Annotated in this window: 15 protein-coding genes and 1 pseudogene; 2 read left to right on the forward strand and 14 right to left on the reverse strand. The window is 67.0% G+C overall.

Annotated elements, in window-relative coordinates:
• Positions 1-439: 439 nt before the first annotated feature.
• The 6 genes from HDR50_RS05180 to HDR50_RS05205 form a co-directional block, all read right to left on the reverse strand.
• Positions 440-2,077: a lactate permease LctP family transporter gene (locus HDR50_RS05180; RefSeq protein ID WP_291356563.1), complete on the reverse strand. Its 1,638-nt coding sequence runs from the start codon at positions 2,075-2,077 to the stop codon at positions 440-442.
• Between the two features lie 320 nt (positions 2,078-2,397).
• The gene (locus tag HDR50_RS05185; RefSeq protein ID WP_291356591.1) at positions 2,398-3,522 is read right to left on the reverse strand and encodes an MFS transporter; all 1,125 of its coding nucleotides are present in this window, start codon (positions 3,520-3,522) and stop codon (positions 2,398-2,400) included.
• A gap of 5 nt (positions 3,523-3,527) precedes the next feature.
• The gene (locus HDR50_RS05190; protein ID WP_291356565.1) at positions 3,528-4,076 is read right to left on the reverse strand and encodes a MarR family winged helix-turn-helix transcriptional regulator; all 549 of its coding nucleotides are present in this window, start codon (positions 4,074-4,076) and stop codon (positions 3,528-3,530) included.
• 114 nt (positions 4,077-4,190) lie between these two features.
• Positions 4,191-5,270 (reverse strand): BMP family ABC transporter substrate-binding protein, encoded by a 1,080-nt coding sequence (locus HDR50_RS05195; RefSeq protein WP_291356567.1) that lies wholly within the window; start codon positions 5,268-5,270, stop codon positions 4,191-4,193.
• Positions 5,271-5,308: 38 nt separating this feature from the next.
• A complete protein-coding gene (locus HDR50_RS05200; protein WP_291356568.1) occupies positions 5,309-5,926 on the reverse strand; it encodes a hypothetical protein in 618 nt (205 codons plus the stop codon).
• Between the two features lie 152 nt (positions 5,927-6,078).
• Entirely contained in the window at positions 6,079-7,392 is a 1,314-nt protein-coding gene (locus tag HDR50_RS05205) for an amidohydrolase (protein ID WP_291356569.1), read from the reverse strand.
• Positions 7,393-7,413: 21 nt separating this feature from the next.
• Here HDR50_RS05205 and HDR50_RS05210 point away from each other — a divergent pair, with 21 nt between their 5' ends.
• Entirely contained in the window at positions 7,414-8,274 is an 861-nt protein-coding gene (locus tag HDR50_RS05210) for an alpha/beta hydrolase (RefSeq protein WP_291356571.1), read from the forward strand.
• Positions 8,275-8,280: 6 nt separating this feature from the next.
• Here HDR50_RS05210 and HDR50_RS05215 read toward each other — a convergent pair whose 3' ends face one another.
• The 8 genes and pseudogenes from HDR50_RS05215 to HDR50_RS05250 form a co-directional block, all read right to left on the reverse strand.
• The gene (locus HDR50_RS05215) at positions 8,281-8,955 is read right to left on the reverse strand and encodes a protein phosphatase CheZ (protein WP_291356572.1); all 675 of its coding nucleotides are present in this window, start codon (positions 8,953-8,955) and stop codon (positions 8,281-8,283) included.
• A gap of 55 nt (positions 8,956-9,010) precedes the next feature.
• A complete protein-coding gene (gene ybgF, locus HDR50_RS05220; protein WP_291356574.1) occupies positions 9,011-9,988 on the reverse strand; it encodes a tol-pal system protein YbgF in 978 nt (325 codons plus the stop codon).
• Positions 9,989-9,999: 11 nt separating this feature from the next.
• Entirely contained in the window at positions 10,000-10,200 is a 201-nt protein-coding gene (locus HDR50_RS05225; protein WP_291356576.1) for a PLD nuclease N-terminal domain-containing protein, read from the reverse strand.
• The gene (gene lspA, locus HDR50_RS05230; protein WP_291356578.1) at positions 10,197-10,721 is read right to left on the reverse strand and encodes a signal peptidase II; all 525 of its coding nucleotides are present in this window, start codon (positions 10,719-10,721) and stop codon (positions 10,197-10,199) included. The genes HDR50_RS05225 and lspA overlap by 4 nt, the downstream gene beginning before the upstream one ends.
• Positions 10,718-13,543: pseudogene (ileS, locus tag HDR50_RS05235) on the reverse strand (isoleucine--tRNA ligase). The gene lspA and the pseudogene ileS overlap by 4 nt, the downstream one beginning before the upstream one ends.
• Before the next feature lie 186 nt (positions 13,544-13,729).
• Positions 13,730-14,605, reverse strand: coding sequence for an MBL fold metallo-hydrolase (locus HDR50_RS05240; RefSeq protein WP_291356580.1), 876 nt, complete (start codon positions 14,603-14,605; stop codon positions 13,730-13,732).
• 146 nt (positions 14,606-14,751) lie between these two features.
• Entirely contained in the window at positions 14,752-15,192 is a 441-nt protein-coding gene (locus tag HDR50_RS05245; protein ID WP_291356582.1) for a hypothetical protein, read from the reverse strand.
• Between the two features lie 102 nt (positions 15,193-15,294).
• Complete coding sequence (locus tag HDR50_RS05250) at positions 15,295-15,504, reverse strand: thioredoxin family protein (RefSeq protein WP_291356584.1); 210 nt, start codon at positions 15,502-15,504, stop codon at positions 15,295-15,297.
• A gap of 340 nt (positions 15,505-15,844) precedes the next feature.
• On the opposite strand from HDR50_RS05250, the gene HDR50_RS05255 reads away from it, so the two are divergent.
• Positions 15,845-16,471 (forward strand): DUF6198 family protein, encoded by a 627-nt coding sequence (locus HDR50_RS05255; RefSeq protein WP_291356586.1) that lies wholly within the window; start codon positions 15,845-15,847, stop codon positions 16,469-16,471.
• The last annotated feature ends 317 nt before the right edge of the window (positions 16,472-16,788 follow it).

The following is a 16,788-nucleotide window of genomic DNA, read 5'->3' on the forward strand; positions in this document are numbered from 1 at the left end:
AACCGATTCAGACTCAAAATGACGGTTGGGGCTAAACCGTAATCGACTTGCAATCCGTTTTTGATTCAAGACTGCGTGCCGATATAAACTCTTCCAAAGGATATCATGCAATCTGCGGTGGTTGGCAGAAGGCTCCTTAATCCCGTCTGGAGCGAAGCGGAAGACGGGTGCTGGTGCCGGAAGAATCCTAAAAAATAAGATTTTTTGCTGCTGGCAAGGAAGACAAAAATTTCCGAAGGGAGTGTACTTAAGTACTCGACCGAGGAAATTTTTTTCTGACGCAGCCAGCAGCAAAAAGGCTGTTTTTGACGGATAATTTCGGCGTTAGAAAGCAGCACAGCCCCACCACCAATCGCAAGTATAACAGAGCTTAAAACGGCAGAGGCCCGCCCCGCAGAAGCGGAACGGGCCTCCTTGTGCGAAGGTGCGGTGTCTCAGCCTAGCGCAGCATCCAGGCGAGCGGCCCAGCCTGCAGCCAGGTGAGTACGCAGAGCAGGATGGTCATGCCGATGCTGTGCAGGATGGTGAAGCGGAAGAGGTTGCCCTCCTCGCCCACCATGCCCGTGGCCGCGGTGGCCACGGAGAGGGACTGCGGCGAGATCATCTTGGCCGTGGTGCCGCCAGAGGCGTTGGCCGCCACGGCGAGGTCCGGGTTCATGCCCACGGCCACGGCGGTGTCGCGCTGCATGCCGCCGAAGAGCGCGCAGGAGGACGTGTCCGACCCGGTGAGGAACACGCCGAGCCAGCCCAAAATGGGCGCGAAGAAGGGGAAGAAGCCGCCCGTGAGCGTGAAGGCCAGGCCCAGGGTGGCGCTCATGCCCGAGTAGTTCATCAGGTACGCAAGGCCCAGGATCAGGGCGATGGTGATGATGGGCAGGATGAGCTGGCGGATGGTGCGGAAGAAGCACGCAATGGCGCGGCCAAAGCCATAGCGCGGCATGAGCGGCACCGACACGAGGCCGGAGAGCAAAATGGCCGTGCCGCCGGCCGAGAGCCAGTTGAAGGTGTACTTGGCGGCGTAGACCGCGTTTTCCTTGACGATGGGCGCGGTCTTGAGCACCTCGCCGTCAAGGCCGGGCCAGCCGAAGGTGAAGATGGCGCCGGGCACGGCGTTGAGCACCTTCTTGAACTCGGGTAGCCCCCAGAAGAACACGAAGACCGCCAGCACCAGATAGGGTCCCCAGGCGCGCATGACCACGGCCGCGGGGAAGCCGTCGCCCTCGAGCTTCGAGTCGCCCTCGCCGGGGAAGCGGTAGGTCTGCTTCGGCCGCCAGACCTTGAGCAGCAGCACGAGGCCCACGATGGTGGCGATGGCCGAGCCGATGTCCGGCAGGGTCGGGCCGTGGAAGTTGGAGAGCAAAAATTCCATGCCCGCGAAGCACACGCCCGAGACCACGATGGCCGGGAAGACCTCCATGCTGCGTTTAAAGCCGCACATGGTCACGCAGACCCACATGGGCACGATGAGCGCGAGCAGGGAAAGCTGGCGGCCGGCGATGGAGCTCACGGACATGAGGTCGAGGCCGGACACGGACGCCGCCACGATGATGGGCACGCCGATGGCGCCGAAGGCCACGGGCGCCGTGTTGGCGATGAGCGCGATGCCCGCGCCCCAGAGCGGGGTGAAGCCCAGGCCCACCAGCATGGCCGCGGCGATGGCCACGGGCGTGCCGAAGCCGGCCGTGCCCTCGATGAAGCAGCTGAAGGCATAGGCAATGAGCAGGGCCTGGAGGCGGCGGTCATCGGTGAGGCGCGCGAGCGAATCCTTGATGATCTCGAACTCGCCGGACTCCACGGTCATGTTGTAGACCCAGACCGCCGTGACCACGATCCAGACGATGGGGAAGAGGCCGAAGGCCGCGCCCATGAGCGTGGAGCTCACGGCGAGGCCCACGGGCATGTCCCACACGGCCACGGCCACGATGAGCGCGCCGATGAGGCCGGCCGCCGCGGCGATATGGCCCTTGGCCTTGCGCACGGCCAGCATGTAAAAGAGGATGAGCAGCGGGATGGCCGCCACGCAGGCCGAGGCCACGGTGCTCCCGCCCACGGTGATGTAATTCTGGATCCACGGCATAGAAGTCCAACCTTTCTCTCAAATGTGCGGGGAACCTCGTTCCCGAAAAACAGCGCCCGCGCCCCCCGGAAAGGCCTGCCCCGGCCTTTCCCGGTCACGCGCCGGCGCCCCCTCCGTGCCGCAGCATACGGGATGCGCGGGGCGGGAGCAAAGCAATTCCCGCAGTTGGGCCGCGAATAGTTATTGAAAATTCAATAAATATTCAAAATCCGCCGCGCTGGCGCACGCGACGGGTGGGAGCGCGTCCTCTCCGCAAAAATACAAAGGAAGAGGAAGGGACAGTGCCGTCCGGCGACTGCCAGTGGGGGGCTTCTTTCCCCCTACCTGAAGCGGAAGCTCCCGCACACGAGCGCCGCGCACACGGCAAGCGGCACGAGCATGGCGGTCTCGAGGCCGAAATGCTGGGCGAGCCAGCCGAGACTCGGCGGCACGACCAAAAGGCCACCATACCCCAAAAGCGAGACCAGGGCGCTCGCGCTGGCCGGCGGGAGCGCCCCGTGCGCGCCGGCCCGGCTGATGACGATGGGCATGATGGGCGAGAGCCCGAGCCCCATGAGGGCGAAGCCGCCGAGGCACAGCCACGGCAGCGGCGAGAGCAGTACGAGGCCGAGCCCGGCGAAGGCGAGGAGGCCGCCCGCGAGCAGCAGGCGAAAATCCCCGAAACGCTCGCGCAGCCGGTCTTCGGTGAGGCGGGCAAAAGCCATGGGCGCGGAGAGCGCGCCGAAAGCCAGGGCGGCGGTGCCCGCGTCGGCCCCCTTGGCCTCTTTCAGCAGCAGGCCGCCCCATTCGGCGGACGAGCCTTCCGCGATAAAGGCCCCCAGGGCCATGAGGCCGCAAAATAGAATGAAGAAGGGAACCTTCTGTCTTGTTTTTTTCGTCTCCCGCGCGCTCACGTCGGGCAAGAGACCACGCCCGGAAAGGAAGACCAGGGGCGTGAGCAGGAGGGAAATACTCAAAAAATTGGCAAATATCCCGATGCCGGCATAGGCGAAGGCGGAACCGCTCATGGAGCCCAGAAAGCCGCCGATGCTGTAGCAGGCATGCATGGCCGCCATGCGGGAACGGTGGGCGACTCGTTCCAGCAGCATGGCCTGCACATTCATGCAGACATCAAAAAGCGCGGTGGCGAGGCCGAACAGGGCGGCGACACTGCACAGACTGAAGAAACCGGGAGCAAGGGCGATGCCGGTCAGCTCGAGCAAGAGCGCGAGCGAGGACGCCATGAGCATGAAGCGGGAGGGGACACGCGTGAGCAGCAGGGGCGCCCCCAGGAAGCCCGCGATGGAGCCTGTGCCGAACACGAGGAGCACAAGGCCGAGCTCCGCGTCATTGATGCCGGAATGGAGCTTGATGGCCGGGATGCGCGCGGTGAACTGCCCATAGACCATGCCCGCGCAAATGAAGAAAAATAGGCAGCTGTAAAAGCTCCTGGCCGCCTGGGACATGTTGTTCACTGGTCTTGCCCCGTGCCTGCGGAAGCGGGCCTTGTCATTTGGGAATGCGGTTTCAGGGTGACAAGCCGGCTCCTCAGGTCATTGCGGTATTGTCGCAACAGCCGCAACAAATTCTCCCTTTCTTCTTCAGGCCAGCTGCCGAGCAGGGCATTCTCGAGGCGGACAAGGGGAACGATCCTTTCGTGAAGCAGCTGCTGCCCCTGCTCCGTAAGATGGATCCCGCGCGCCCGCCCGGGCCCCTTTTGCAAATAAATGATCCCGTTGCGCACCAGTGTGCCGATGGCGGAATGCACGGTCTGGCGGCTGGTTCCGAAAGCGCGGTACACCTCCCGGGGCGTTGCGCCTTCGCCGAACATGGCGATGGTATAGAGCACCTGGCAGGCACTTTCAGAGATGCCCAGCCGCACGCAGGCTTCGTGGTACAGGCCGTGGATCTCGGCCAGCACGAGATTAAAATTCCGCAATTCGTCATTCAGTACGACCATGGGCGCATCTCCGTCCGAATTCGGACGAATTTTCTTGTCCTGAATCAGACGAAATGTCAAGATTGAATTGCGCACCAGGATGCGCGCGTAAAGAGCGGCAGCGCCTGGGCACCGCCGCTCGAAAATTGTGGACAGGGGCCGGGAAAGCCGGCCCGCAGAGGGGTAAGGAAGACCCTACAGGCAGTCGCAGAGGGTGCGCGCGCGCAGCGAATGCAGGCGGATGGAGCCGTTTATGAGCTCGCGGCGCAGCTCGCCCACGCGGCGCCCGATGCTTTCGGGGACGCTCCCCGGCGCGCCCTTGCCGGCGGCTGCGAGAAAGGCCGGAAGGCCGGCAACGTCCACGCCGCCGTTGGCCAGGTCATAGACCACGATCTCCTTGCCGCGGAAATGCGGGGAGGCCGCCGAGGCCGCGATCTCATAAACGGCCTTGTCCGCCCGCTTGACGATGGAAAGCAGCACATGTCCCGGAAAGGCGGAAGCCTGGTCCGTGTCCAGCCCGACGAGGTAGGCGTTGGCGCCGCGAAGCTCCGCCAGGGCCTGGGGATTGCCCGCGCCCGCGGCCAGGGCCACCACGTCCGCGCCGGCGCCGAGCAGGCCCTCGGTCTTGGCGGCGGCCGTTTCGCCGTCCGTGAAGGAGCCCACAACGGCCTGCACCACGCGCACGTCCGGCGCGGCGAGCTGCGCGCCCTCGGCAAAACCGCTGAAGAGCGAGCGCATGGCCGGCGTGTCCTCCCCGGAGAGCCAGCCGATCACCCGCTGGTCATTGATGCCCGGAAGCCGCGCGCCGGTGAGCAGGGCCGCGGCCGCGCCGGCCAGAAAGGCCGCCTGCTCGTCCGCAAAGGTCACGGACATGATGTTGGGCGCGCGCACGCCCGCGTCGATGCAGCCGAACATGGTGCGCCGGAAATTGGCCGCATTGTCGCGCAGGGCCTCGTGCAGCCCGTCCGAGGCCACGAGCACGAGGTCGGCCCCGGCCGCTGCCCTGCGCAGGGCTTCGGCCTGGCCGTCCCCTTTCGGGGCGTAGACCACCGAGGTCTGCATGCCGAAATCCCGGGCCGCGCGCTCAAGCCCGGCGAGCAGCAGGTCGTTCCACGGCGAGGCCTGCTCATGCTCGAGCAGCAGGGTCGCCCGCAGCGGGGCCGTGCGCGGCGCGGCGTCCGCGGCATTTACCGGGGCCGGCCGGAGCGGGGCCAGGAGCAGAAGGAGGCAGGACAGCGCGAAGAAGAAGTGCCGGGAATGGAGCTGCATCTTCATGGGACTCTTGGGCTACGGATGAACTGGGACAATGACTCTTAAATGGTTATCACGCCGCCGGGCTTCTTGGTCTTTTCCGGGGCGGTTTTGGGCGCGGGGGCCGTCTTGGGAGTTGGCGCCGGCGCCGGGGCAGCCTTGGCCGGGGCCTCCTGCTCCGCGGGCGCGGCGAGGGCGTACTGCCGCGCCGTCTGCTCCATGGCGGCACGCCCCACCACGAGCCAGCGGCCGCCCACCTTGCGCAGGGCGAGCCAGCTGGTGAGCCGCGCCGGCGTGGTGACCTTGGCGATGGCCGCGTCCTCCCCGAGCTCCACCACCGTGGCATCGCGCAGGGCCTGCGCAACCCAGGGGCAATCCGGGGTGTCGGCCGCGCGGCAGCGGGCCATGAGCTCGCCCGTGCTCACGCCGCGGGTGAAGTCCGCTTCCATCTGGGCCTTCATGTCCAGCGCGCCGGAGAGGAGCTGGTCCACATTGCCGAGGCGGAAGAGCCGCCCCAGCGAGCCCAGGGCGCGCAGGGCCGGGTCGTCCTCAGCGAGGTTGCGGATATGGTTCTCGGCATAGGCGGTCATGTCCATGCCCGCCAGAAAGGCCGCGCTGTCATTGGCGTCCAGCGCCTTGGCGAGGCCGTCGAGGGCCTTTTGCGGTCCGCTTTGCGACATGCAGGCACAGAGCAGCAAAACCGCAACGAAAGCGCAAGCCAGCCGGGCAAAACCTTTCCTCTCCATTTCCTGCTCCTTGTATTCAATAAGCCTTGGGGGCGCCCCCCATACTAGACACAGCGCCGCGCCCCGTCCAGCCCCGGGGAGCCGCGTCAGCCCAGCACGAAGTCGCGCAGGGCGCGCACCTCGCGCCGGAGCGCGTCATAATCGAAGCGGCTGAAACGGCCGTCCCGGTAGAGGACTTCGCCGCCCACCATGGTGAGGCGCACCTCGTGCCCCGTGGCCGCGTACACGAGATGCGAGACCGGTGCGTACATGGGCTGGAGATTGGGCTCCGCAAGGTCAAGGGCGATGAGGTCCGCGGCCATGCCCGGCCCGAGGGACCCCAGATGAGGCGCCCGCAGGGCCTGGGCGCCGCCGAGGGTGGCCATGTCGAGCACGGCCTGGGCGGGCACGCTGGCCGGGTCGCCGCTGACGAGCTTGTGGAGCAGGGCCGCGCGGCCCATCTCCTGAAAGAGGTTGCACTGGTTGTTGCTGGCCGGGCCGTCCGTGCCGAGGCCCACGGCGAGCCCGCGCCGGAGCATGGCGGCCACGGGCGCGGCCCCGGAGGCGAGCTTCATGTTGGAGGAGGGATTGTGCGCGACCGCGGCGCCGCTGGCGCCGAGCACGTCGAGCTCGGCTTCGGTAACGTCCACCACATGAGCGAAGGTGCACCTCGCGTCGAGCACGCCGAGGCCGCGGCAGTATTCCAGCGGGCGCAGCCCGTGTTCGGCCAGGCAGCGCTCGGTCTCGCCGCGGGTCTCGGCGAGGTGCATGTGCAAGGGCAGGTCGAGCTCAAGGGCGAGGTCGCGGCAGGCGGCGATGATTTCCGGGGTGGTGGTGTAGACGCTGTGGCAGTTGACGGCCACGGAAATGCGCTCATGCCCGGCATAGCGCTCGGCCAGCTCGCGCGTGGCCGCAAGCGCCGCGCCGGCGTCCGGGCAGGCGGCGGAGGGAAAGCCGAAGACCGCCTCGCCGCCAACGCAGCGCAGGCCGGCCTCTTCCGCGGCCTCGAGCACCGCACCCTCGAAGAGGTACATGTCCATGGCGGCCGTGGTGCCGGTGCGCAACATCTCCGCAAAGCCGAGCAGGCTGCCAAGGCGCACGATGTCCGCCGAGAGGCGCGCCTCCACCGGGAAGACGCGGCCGGTGAGCCATTCCATGAGCGGCATGTCGTCCGCAAGCCCGCGCAGGAAGGTCATGGCGGCGTGCGAATGGGCGTTGACGAGGCCCGGCAGAACGAGCATGTTGCCGAGGTCCAGGCGCTCGCGGGGCTGCCAGCGGGCCGCGAGCTCGTCGGCCGGGCCAACATCGAGGATGACGCCGCCCGCGATGGCCAGCGCTCCGGGGGCGAGGATGCGCCGCTCCGCGTCCTGGGTGACGAGCACGCCCGCGTGGACAAGGGTCTGGCACTCAGGCATGGGCACTCCTTTGCGCTGGAGGTGGGGATGACGGACGGGACGTACAGCCGGGAGGGCACCGGGGCCGGAGTTTCCGCGCCTGACGCGGGGCGGCCCCGCGCCCTGCTCTTCCACGGGCTCGCGGGCATGCCCTTCGAGGTCGCGCCCGTGGCGCGGGCGCTCGAGGCCGAGGGCATTGCCGCGCAAACGCCGCTTTTGCCCGGCCACGGCGCCACGCCCGAGGCGTATCTGGCCGCATCGTTCAGCGAATGGCGCGCCTTCGCCCGCGCGCAATACCGGCGCCTTGTCGCGGAAGGGCCGCTGCTTCTGGGCGGCTATTCGCTGGGCGGCATCCTCGCCCTCGACATCGCCGAAAACGCCGCGGAGGAAGGCCTCCCCACACCCGCGGGCCTGCTCCTTCTGGCGACGCCGCTGTGGTTCGGCGCGTGGCGGCCTGACTTACGCCTGCGCGGGCCCGGGAGCTGGCGCTTGCGCCTGTTGCCGCTCACAGTGAGGCTCCGGCCCGTGCTCCGCATGCCCCCGCGCAGCCCTGAGGCCCGCGCCGTGGCCCCGTGGCAGGGGCACGAAGAGGTCTGTTCATTGCGCCATTTTGCGGAGCTTGACCGCGTCCTCAAGGGCATCCGCCGTCGCCTCGCCCTCGTGCGGGCGCCGCTCTGCGTCATCCAGCTTGGCCATGACGCGAGCTGCCCGCGCGGCCACGCCGCCTGGCTGCTTGCGCATTGCGCTTCGGCGGAAGCGGAGCTTCATATCCTGCGCACAGCAAGCCCGCATGGTGGGCATTTGCCGTCCACGCACGCGGAAAGCCGGGAGCGCGTGGCGCAACTCGCCCGCGCCTTTGCGCGGCGCTCACTCGCCCTAGCCTCAAGCGCGGCCGGCGCTCCTTTTTAAGCAGCCCTAAAAGCCCAGCTGGGCGAGCATGTCGTCGATGGCTCCTTGCGAAACGCCGTTTTTGTCCGGGCCCTTGAGTTCGGACCCGCCGGATTTTTCGCTGCCCCCCCGGGCCTCGCCGCCGGCCATGGCTCCCGTCTGCCTGCGGCTTTCCCGGAAGTCGGCGACGGCCTGCCGCGCCTCGTCCTGCAGGGTCTGCGCGTCCTTGGCCGGGTCCTTTTCCGCGCCGTCCATGACGAGGCCCGAGGCCACATAGAGGTCCACCACCTGGCGCTCGATGCCGTTGAGCGCCGTCACCACCTTCTTGATGCGCTGGCCCGTGATGTCCTGGAAGCTCAGGGTGGTGAGCAGGGTGGTGAGGTCGGCCCCGAGCTCGTCATTGATGGCCGCGAGCCGCGCCATGCCGGCCGCCTCGCCCGCGGCCGCGATGAGGGAGGCGCTCTCGGCCTGGAGGTCAAGGTGCTTTTCCACGATCTCCATGATGCTCATGGCCGCGGCTTCGGTGTCCCTCAGCACTTCGTGGAGCTGGGCCGAGGCCTCGTGAAACAGCGCGTCCGTGGCCGGGGCCGCGCCCTCCGCCGCCGAGGCGGTGGAGATCTGCTGGTAGATGTCCTTGAGGCCCTGGCGCATGTCCGCGCTCAGTTGCCTGTAGACCGCTTCCTGCCCTTTCTCTTCCGACATGGCTCTTTACCCCTGTAACGGCGTTTCCCGAAGCACCGTGATCCTCTCGCGCCGCTTAGCTGTTGGTCTTGAGGAAACTCCTGGCCCGCGCCGCTTCCGGCGAGTTGGGATACTTGCTGATGACTTCCTGCATGCGCGCCTTGGCCGCGGCGGCCTGGCCTATCTTGCTGAAGCTGATGCCCTGCTTCAGGTAGGCGCCGGGCGCGCTCGACGACTTGGGATACTGCTTGATCACCTTGTCATAGGCGAGCGCCGCGTCCGCAAACTGGTTGCGCTGGAAATAGCATTCCGCAAGATAGTATTGCGCTTCCGCGGCCTGGCTGTGATCCTTGTAATTCTTGAGGAAATCCGTGAAGGAACGCTGCGCCTCCTCATACTTGCGCGCATTGTAGGCATTGACGCCCGCATCGAAAAGCGCAAGCGAGATGTCCTTTTGCGGCACCTGCGCCACGGGCTTGGGGTCGGCCTGGCCCCATGTGGAGCCCGATGGCGCCTGCGCGGGGATGCTGCCCGCGCTGCCGTCCGCGGGCAGGCCATAACTTCCCGTGGCAGCGGCACCCGTGGCGCCGGCGGCGGCCCCAGCTGCCCCGGCCGCGGCAAGGCCGCCCATGGGCACCGGCGGCTGCACCTGCGAGCCCGCGCCTCCGTCGGCAGCGGCAACGGGCGTCACCGGCTGCGCCATGACCGGCGCGCTGGCGGCCGCGCTCATGGGCTCGCCGAGGTCGAGGTTCATGGCCATGGTGGTGTTCACCTGGCGCAGGGCCGCGTCATGCCGGCGCACCCTGTCCACCAGGGCGCGCGCGCCGCCCGCGTTGTTGAGGTCGTCCATCTGGCCCTTGAGCGTATTGAGCTCCTGGCGCATGGCCTGCATCTGGTTCCAGGTGTCGGCCTGGTTGGGCTGGAGCTGGCGCAGCTGGGCGTCATGCTGCTGCACCCGCTGCTCGAGGTTCTGGCTGCCCTGCGTGGCGCAGCCGCCAAGAAGGAGCGCGCCCAGGCCGAGGGCGAGAAAACGGAAAGCGCCCGTGCTCTTCATCGTTGCCTCCGTCAGATTTTGGCAAGGGCCTTTTTGCGGCCCGTGAATATATAGATGATACCGCCGATGACCGGCACAAACACCACCAGCACGAGCCAGAGGGCGCGCGCCTGCGGATTGGGGAAGTCGTGGTTCCAGATATGCCAGATGCTCCAGAAGGTGGGGAGCATGGGTATCCAGACCACCACGGCATGCCACCAGGCGAAGCTCATACCCGCTTCTCCCCCGCTTTCGGCGCGCCCTTGCGCCGCTCCGCGCGCCACACGGCAAGGCAGGCGCAGGCCGCGCCCACGCAGATGCCCATGTCCGCCACGTTGAAGGCCGGCCAGTGCCAGCCCCGCCAGTAGACATCCAGAAAATCCACCACCGCGCGGAAGCGCAGCCTGTCGATGAGGTTGCCGAGCGCGCCCCCGAGGATGAGCCCCAGGCCCACCAGCAGCAGGGGTTGGCGCGTGTTGCGCGCCAAGACCGCAATGGCCCAGACAGAGACGAGGGTCGCCGCCAGGAAGAGCCAGAACTGCCACTCGATGTCCGAGCGGTTGAGAAAGCCGAAGGCCGCGCCCCGGTTGCGGATGTTCACGAGGTCGAAAAAGCCGGGAATGACGACGACCGGGCGATGCTCGGGAATGGTGGCCATGACGAGCCACTTGCTCGCCTGGTCGAGCACGAGCAGGGCCCCCGCGGAGCCGGACAANAGGCCCCAGCGGAAGGCCGCGCCGCGGCNCCCGCTCATGCGCCGGCCCCCNCGAGCCCGCGCACCACGGCCGCNCAGCGCGGGCAGAGCGTGGGATGGGCCGGGTCGNTGCCCAGGTCNTCGTGATAGATCCAGCAGCGCTCGCACTTNTCNCCGNGGGCCTTTTCCACGCTCACGGCAAGGCCCTCCACGCCGGGCTCGCGCCANNCGCCCTCGGGCGCGTCNGCNAGGCGCCCNAGCNCNAGCTGCGANACGATNCACACGGCNCGNAGNTCCGTGCCNAGNCCNTCCAGCCGCTCNNNNANNTCNTCGGCNAGCCAGAGNGTGACCCGCGTGTCCAGCGAGTGCCCCACNTCGCCCTCGCGNCGCAGNGGCTCGATGGCCGCGGTGACGGCGCCGCGCACGGCGANCAGGGTCATCCAGTCGTCGCGCACGCCGTCNGGNAGGAGATACGGCGCGNTGTCCACGGGCTGGAGCGCGAAGACCGTCTTNTCCGGGCCGCGCAGGCTCTCGGGCAGGNAGCCGAAGATCTCGTCCGCCGTGAAGGAGAGGATGGGCGCCATGTCGCGCANAAGCAGGCGCAGGATGTGCCACAGCGCGCTCTGNGCCGAGCGGCGCTCGCGGCTNTCCGGCGCCGAGGCNTAGAGCCGGTCTTTNAGGATGTCGAGGTACACCGCCGAGAGGTCGGTGACGCAATAGTTGTGCAGCCCGTGGAAGACCTTGTGGAACTCGAAGTCCAGATAGGCCTCCTGCAGGCGCTCGTGCAGCCGCGCCGCCACGTCGAGGGCGAAGCGGTCCAGCGGCAGCAGCGCCNCGGGCGCCATGAGNTTGCCCNTGTCGAGGCCGTCCAGGTTGCCGAGCAGGAAGCGGCAGGTGTTGCGGATGCGGCGGTAGGCGTCCACNAGGCGGCGCAGGATCTCGTCCGANATGCGGATGTCCTCGCGGTAGTCNACGGANGAGGCCCAGAGNCGCAANATCTCGGCNCCGAACTTGTCGATGAGCTCCTGCGGGGCGATGACATTGCCCACGGACTTGGACATCTTGCGGCCNTTGCCGTCCACCACGTAGCCNTGCGTGAGCACNGCCTTGTANGGCGCGGNCCCGCGCACGCCCTCGGCGATGAGCAGGGAGCTGTGGAACCAGCCGCGNTGCTGGTCCGAGCCTTCNAGATAGAGGTCCGCNGGGAAGCGCAGCTCGGGCCGGGCCTCGAGCACGGCNGCGAAGCTCGTGCCGGAATCGAACCAGACATCGAGGATGTCCGTTTCCTTGCGCCAGTGCTGCCCNCCGCANTTGGGGCACTTGAGNCCNTCGGGCACGATGTCCTCGAGCGGCGCGGCGTACCAGTAGTCGCAGCCCGTGGGNNACTCGGCNAAGCGGGCGCAGATGGCGCGCATCCAGTCCGGGTCGTTCCAGGCCTCGCCGCAATCCTCGCAGATGAGGGCCAGGATGGGCACGCCCCANTGCCGCTGGCGCGANATGCACCAGTCNGGCCNGAACTCGATCATGTTNTGGATGCGCTCGCGGCCCCAGGCCGGNATCCAGCGCACNTCGTTGTCGATGGCGGCNAGNGCCCGGGCNCNNANNTCNTTCTTNTCCATGCTGATGAACCACTGCGTNGTCGCCCGGAAGATGACCGGCTTCTTGCAGCGCCAGCAATGCGGATAGGAATGCGAGAGCCTGGCCTGGGCCATGAGGGCGCCGTCTTGCTCCAGGCGCTCGATGACCCGGGGATTGGCCTCGAACACGTTGAGCCCGGCGAAATATTCCACCGNGGGNAGNAAGCGGCCGGCGTCGTCCAGCGGCGAATACACCTCGAGGCCGTACTTGAGGCCCACCTCATAGTCTTCGCGGCCGTGGCCCGGCGCGGTGTGNACGCAGCCCGTGCCCGCGTCCAGCGTCACGTGCTGNCCGAGGATGAGCGGCGANTNGCGGTCATAGAAGGGGTGGNGNGCNACAAGNCCCTCCAGCNCGGCGCCNCGGGCGCGGCCCACGNTGCGCGGNNNCTCCCAGCCGAAGGCCGCGGCGCACGCGGGCANNAGCTCCTCGGCNAGCACATACTGNCCGTCCCCGGCCTCCACNAGCACNTAGTCGAANTCGGGATGCAGGCAGACAGCCTCGTTGGCCGGNAGCGTCCAGGGCGNGGTCGTCCAGATGACCACGGCGGCGCGCCCGGGGTCGGCNCCGGGAAAGANNTCNGCNAGNTTCNNGTCCGGCAGGGCGAAGCGCACATAGACCGAGGGCGAGGTGTGGTCGCCGTATTCCACCTCGGCCTCGGCNAGCGCCGTATGGCAGGAGCAGCACCAGTAAATGGGCTTCTTGGCGCGGCTCACGCCGCCCTCGGCCACGAAGGTGGCGAGNTTGTCGGCCGTGGCCGCCTCATAGGCCGGCAGCATGCTNANNTACGGGTGCTCCCAGTCGGCGAGCACGCCNAGGCGCTTGAACTCCNCGCGCTGGATGTCGATCCAGCTTTCGGCATAGCTGCGGCAGCGGCGGCGNACATCNAGCACNGGNAGGGTCTTGCCCNCGGCCTTGAGCTCCTGCTCCACCTTGTGCTCNATGGGNAGGCCNTGGCAGTCCCAGCCGGGCACATAGCGCGAGGCCCAGCCCTGCATGTTGCGCGACTTGACCACCATGTCCTTNAGGATCTTGTTGAGCGCCGTGCCCATGTGGATATGCCCGTTGGCATAGGGCGGGCCGTCATGGAGCACATAGTCNCCCTTCGCCCCCGACGCGGCCACCATGGCTTCCCGGGCGNGGATGGCCTCCCAGTGGCGGAGCATTTCCGGCTCGCGCACGGTGAGATTGGCCTTCATGGGAAAGCCGGTCTTTGGAAGGTTGAGGGTCTTCTTGTAATCGCTCATGCCGACTCCAGCAGTAGTTGCCCGACAGTGATAGAACGCGCCCGCCCGGAAATATCGGGCAGGCGACGGGACAAGGCGGTAAAAACCGGCCTAGTTTGGGCAATGCGCCGCGCAAAGTCAAGGCGCGCCCATGGCCCGCGCCCGCACGCGGGGAACGCACGGCACGGGCAGCGGGCAACCGGGCGCCTAGCGCGGCTGCTTCATGGCGAAGCTCCCGCCCTCGAGCTTGCGCACGTCGCTCACCATGGGGAAGTGCATGCCCGCTAACAGGGAGCGCTCCTGCGCTGCGCGCTCAAGGAGGCGCTTGCGCGCGGCCGCGGCCTTTTCGCCGTCCATGTCATAGACCGTGCTGAGATCGGGCCGGGGGAGCTGCACGGGCGCGATATGCAGGATGTCGCCCGCGATGGTCATCTTGTCCTTGCCGGAAACTATGTCGTAGGCGGTGTGGCCCGGCGTGTGGCCCGCGGCGTCCACGGCCGTGACCCCGGGCAGGAGCTCGTCGCCGTAGTTGAACTGCTTCACCTTGTAGGCCGCGGCCACCTTTTTGGCGAGGTCCACGGCGGCCTCGCCCCGGTTGACGCCGCCCCCGCCGACCCAGGCCTCGTATTCCGGCACCGAGATCCAGAGCGTGGCATTGGGATAGACCGGCCGGCCGCTGTCCAGAAGGCCGCCGATGTGGTCCATGTCCATGTGCGTGAGCAGGATGTCGGTGATGTCGTCCTCGGCGATGCCGTTTTCATGCAAAAGGTCGGCGGTGTGGCCCTCGACCTTGTGCTCCTTGCCCCAGCCGGCATCCACGAGCACCTGCCGGCCATCCTTCTTGAAGTAGAAGGTCTGGTCCACGGCAGGGACGGGTCCGTTCTGGAACACGCCCACGAATTCCGGGGCCTTTTCCGCAAGGCCCGGCAAAAGCTGCTGGCCCATGGTCACGTCGGCGTCGCGGATGACCATGACATCGAGGTCGCCCACGCTGTAATGATCCACGCCATCCTCGGCCAGGGCCGGCCCGGCCGCCAAGAAAACAACCGCCAAGGCGGCGCAGAGTTTCGGCAAGAGTCGCATGCTGGTTCCCCTTGATGAGGATAGAGATGAGGAAAAAAGAGGAGATGGCGTACCGGCGCAGGCTGCCGATGCCGTCAGGCTGCCAGCCTAATTGAGCCGCGGGTGGGGGTCAAGGAGCGTTGAGGGGCGTGGGTGGGGGCCCAGACTTATGCCCCGGTCAGGCGCAAGGGGAAGATCCACACCTTGCGTTCGGCGCCGTCCGCGCCCGGCTCCTCCCGCTGGAAGGGCTCGCCGGCAGCCTCGAGGCGCCCGCGATAGGTGTAGCGGCCCTGCGTGCGCACCTCAAAATAATACATGGGCAAGGCCCCCTGCATCCCTTCGCAGAGCCTTTTGTTGCTGCCCTTTATCAGGTCCTGGTCGCCGCTCTTGCCGCTGCCGGTGTAATACAGCACGCCGTCCTGCCACGTGCCGCCCGTATGGCGCGGGTCCACATAATTGCTGACCACGACGAGCACGTGGTATGCGGAAGAATAGCGCACCCCGCCCTCGCAGCCGCACTTGAACGCGGTATAGAGCGTCCTGTTGCTGATGACCTCGCCCACGGTGAAGGGGCAGGAGAACGGCGGGGCCGTGCTCCGGGTGCTCATGGGGCGCCTCTCATGCCGGCGCCCGCGTGCCGGAGTGAACCAGCCCCGGCACGCGGGCGCTCTCGGAAGATATAAAGCTGTCGCGGGGCTTACGCGATGCGGTCAATACGACTGGACCCTGGCGAACAGCTCGTTGCCGTCGATTTCGCCGCTGTAGCGCCACACTTCCGTGCCGTTGAGGTAGATGATGAAGGTCGGCACGCCGCCGACCCGGGCCTCCTGCGCCGCGGCCTTGTTCTGGTCGATATCGAGCTGCACCACGGGAATGGCCTTCCCGAGGCGTTCCCGCACCTCGGCGACGACGGGCATCATCTTCTGTCAATGCGGGCACCAGGTGGCGAAAAATTCCACCAGGACCACCCGGGCTTCCCTGGTCATTTGCGCGTAGTGCATCGTTTGCTCCTGCTGTTGAAGGTCAGCACCTTTTTCCGGCCTAGCCAGCGGAAGGTTTTTTGTCAACAGCAGCCGCCACGCACGCCCCTCGCCCGGATACGCCGGCGCCGGGGCTGCTGTTTCAGTGTGTGCCGCCCTTCCCCAGCCGGCCTTCCGCCGTCATGGCGCCTCCGCCTTGCCATCGGCGGCCAATGTTTATACGCTTGACGGATTAACGCCGCATTTTTCCAAAAAGTGCGGAGAGGAGCCTTCTTTTCCCATGCTCATGCGCCTTTGTGTGTTTTTCGCCGGCCTTGGCTGCGTCGCCTTCGGGGTGGCCGTGACCACCAAGGCCCTCCTGGGCACCACGCCCATCGCGGCCATACCCTACTCCATGTCCCTGATCCTGCCTTCCGTCAGCTTCGGCGCCTGCGTCATCGTGTTCAACCAGCTGCTCATCGGGGCGGAGTGGCTGCTCCTGCGCGGGAAGATCCGTTTCTGGGCCATCTTTCTCCAGGCCTTTCTGGCCTGCATCTTCGGCACCTGCGTGGACGGCTCCATGTTCGTGCTGCTCGGCTTTGACCCGCACACCTATCTTTCGCGCCTCCTGTGGGTGGCTGGCGGCTCCCTGCTCATCGGGGTGGGCGCCTTCCTCACCATCCGGGCGAATATCGCGGTGCTGCCCTATGACGCCTTCGTGCTCGCGCTTGCCACGGCCACGGCCAGGGATTTCGGGCGCCTGCGCATGCTCTGCGATGTGTGCATGAGCGCGTTCGCGCTCTTGCTCTGCTGGCTTGTGCTCAATGACCTCGCCGGTGTGCGGGAGGGCACCATCCTCGCCAGCCTGTTGACGAGCCCGGTGATCCGCCTCCTGATGCGGCTTGGAAGCAGAGCCCGTGCGGACTGAGGGGAAAGCGCTCCTTCCTTTTTTGAGGGAGTGCCGTGTGCGTGCTCCGCAGGGAATGCCGAAATCATCCGTCAAAAACAGCCTTGCTCCAGCCGTTGCGACGCAGGAAGCTACGGATGGAGACAGCAGTTAGTTACCGCGTTAGCCAGTCAACGCAACCGCTGTCGCTATCCGTAAGGCTCGCAAGCTCGCCAACGGCTAGATAGTGTCGTCATTTCTCTTTTAATTTATGTAGCTTTCTGCTATCCTTTTCCAAAAGGAGGTAGACATGGAAGCTGCACATCGTCGCCACGATATATCTGACAAGGTTTGGGAGC

The organism is Desulfovibrio sp. (assembly GCF_014803725.1).
GTDB lineage: Bacteria > Desulfobacterota > Desulfovibrionia > Desulfovibrionales > Desulfovibrionaceae > Desulfovibrio.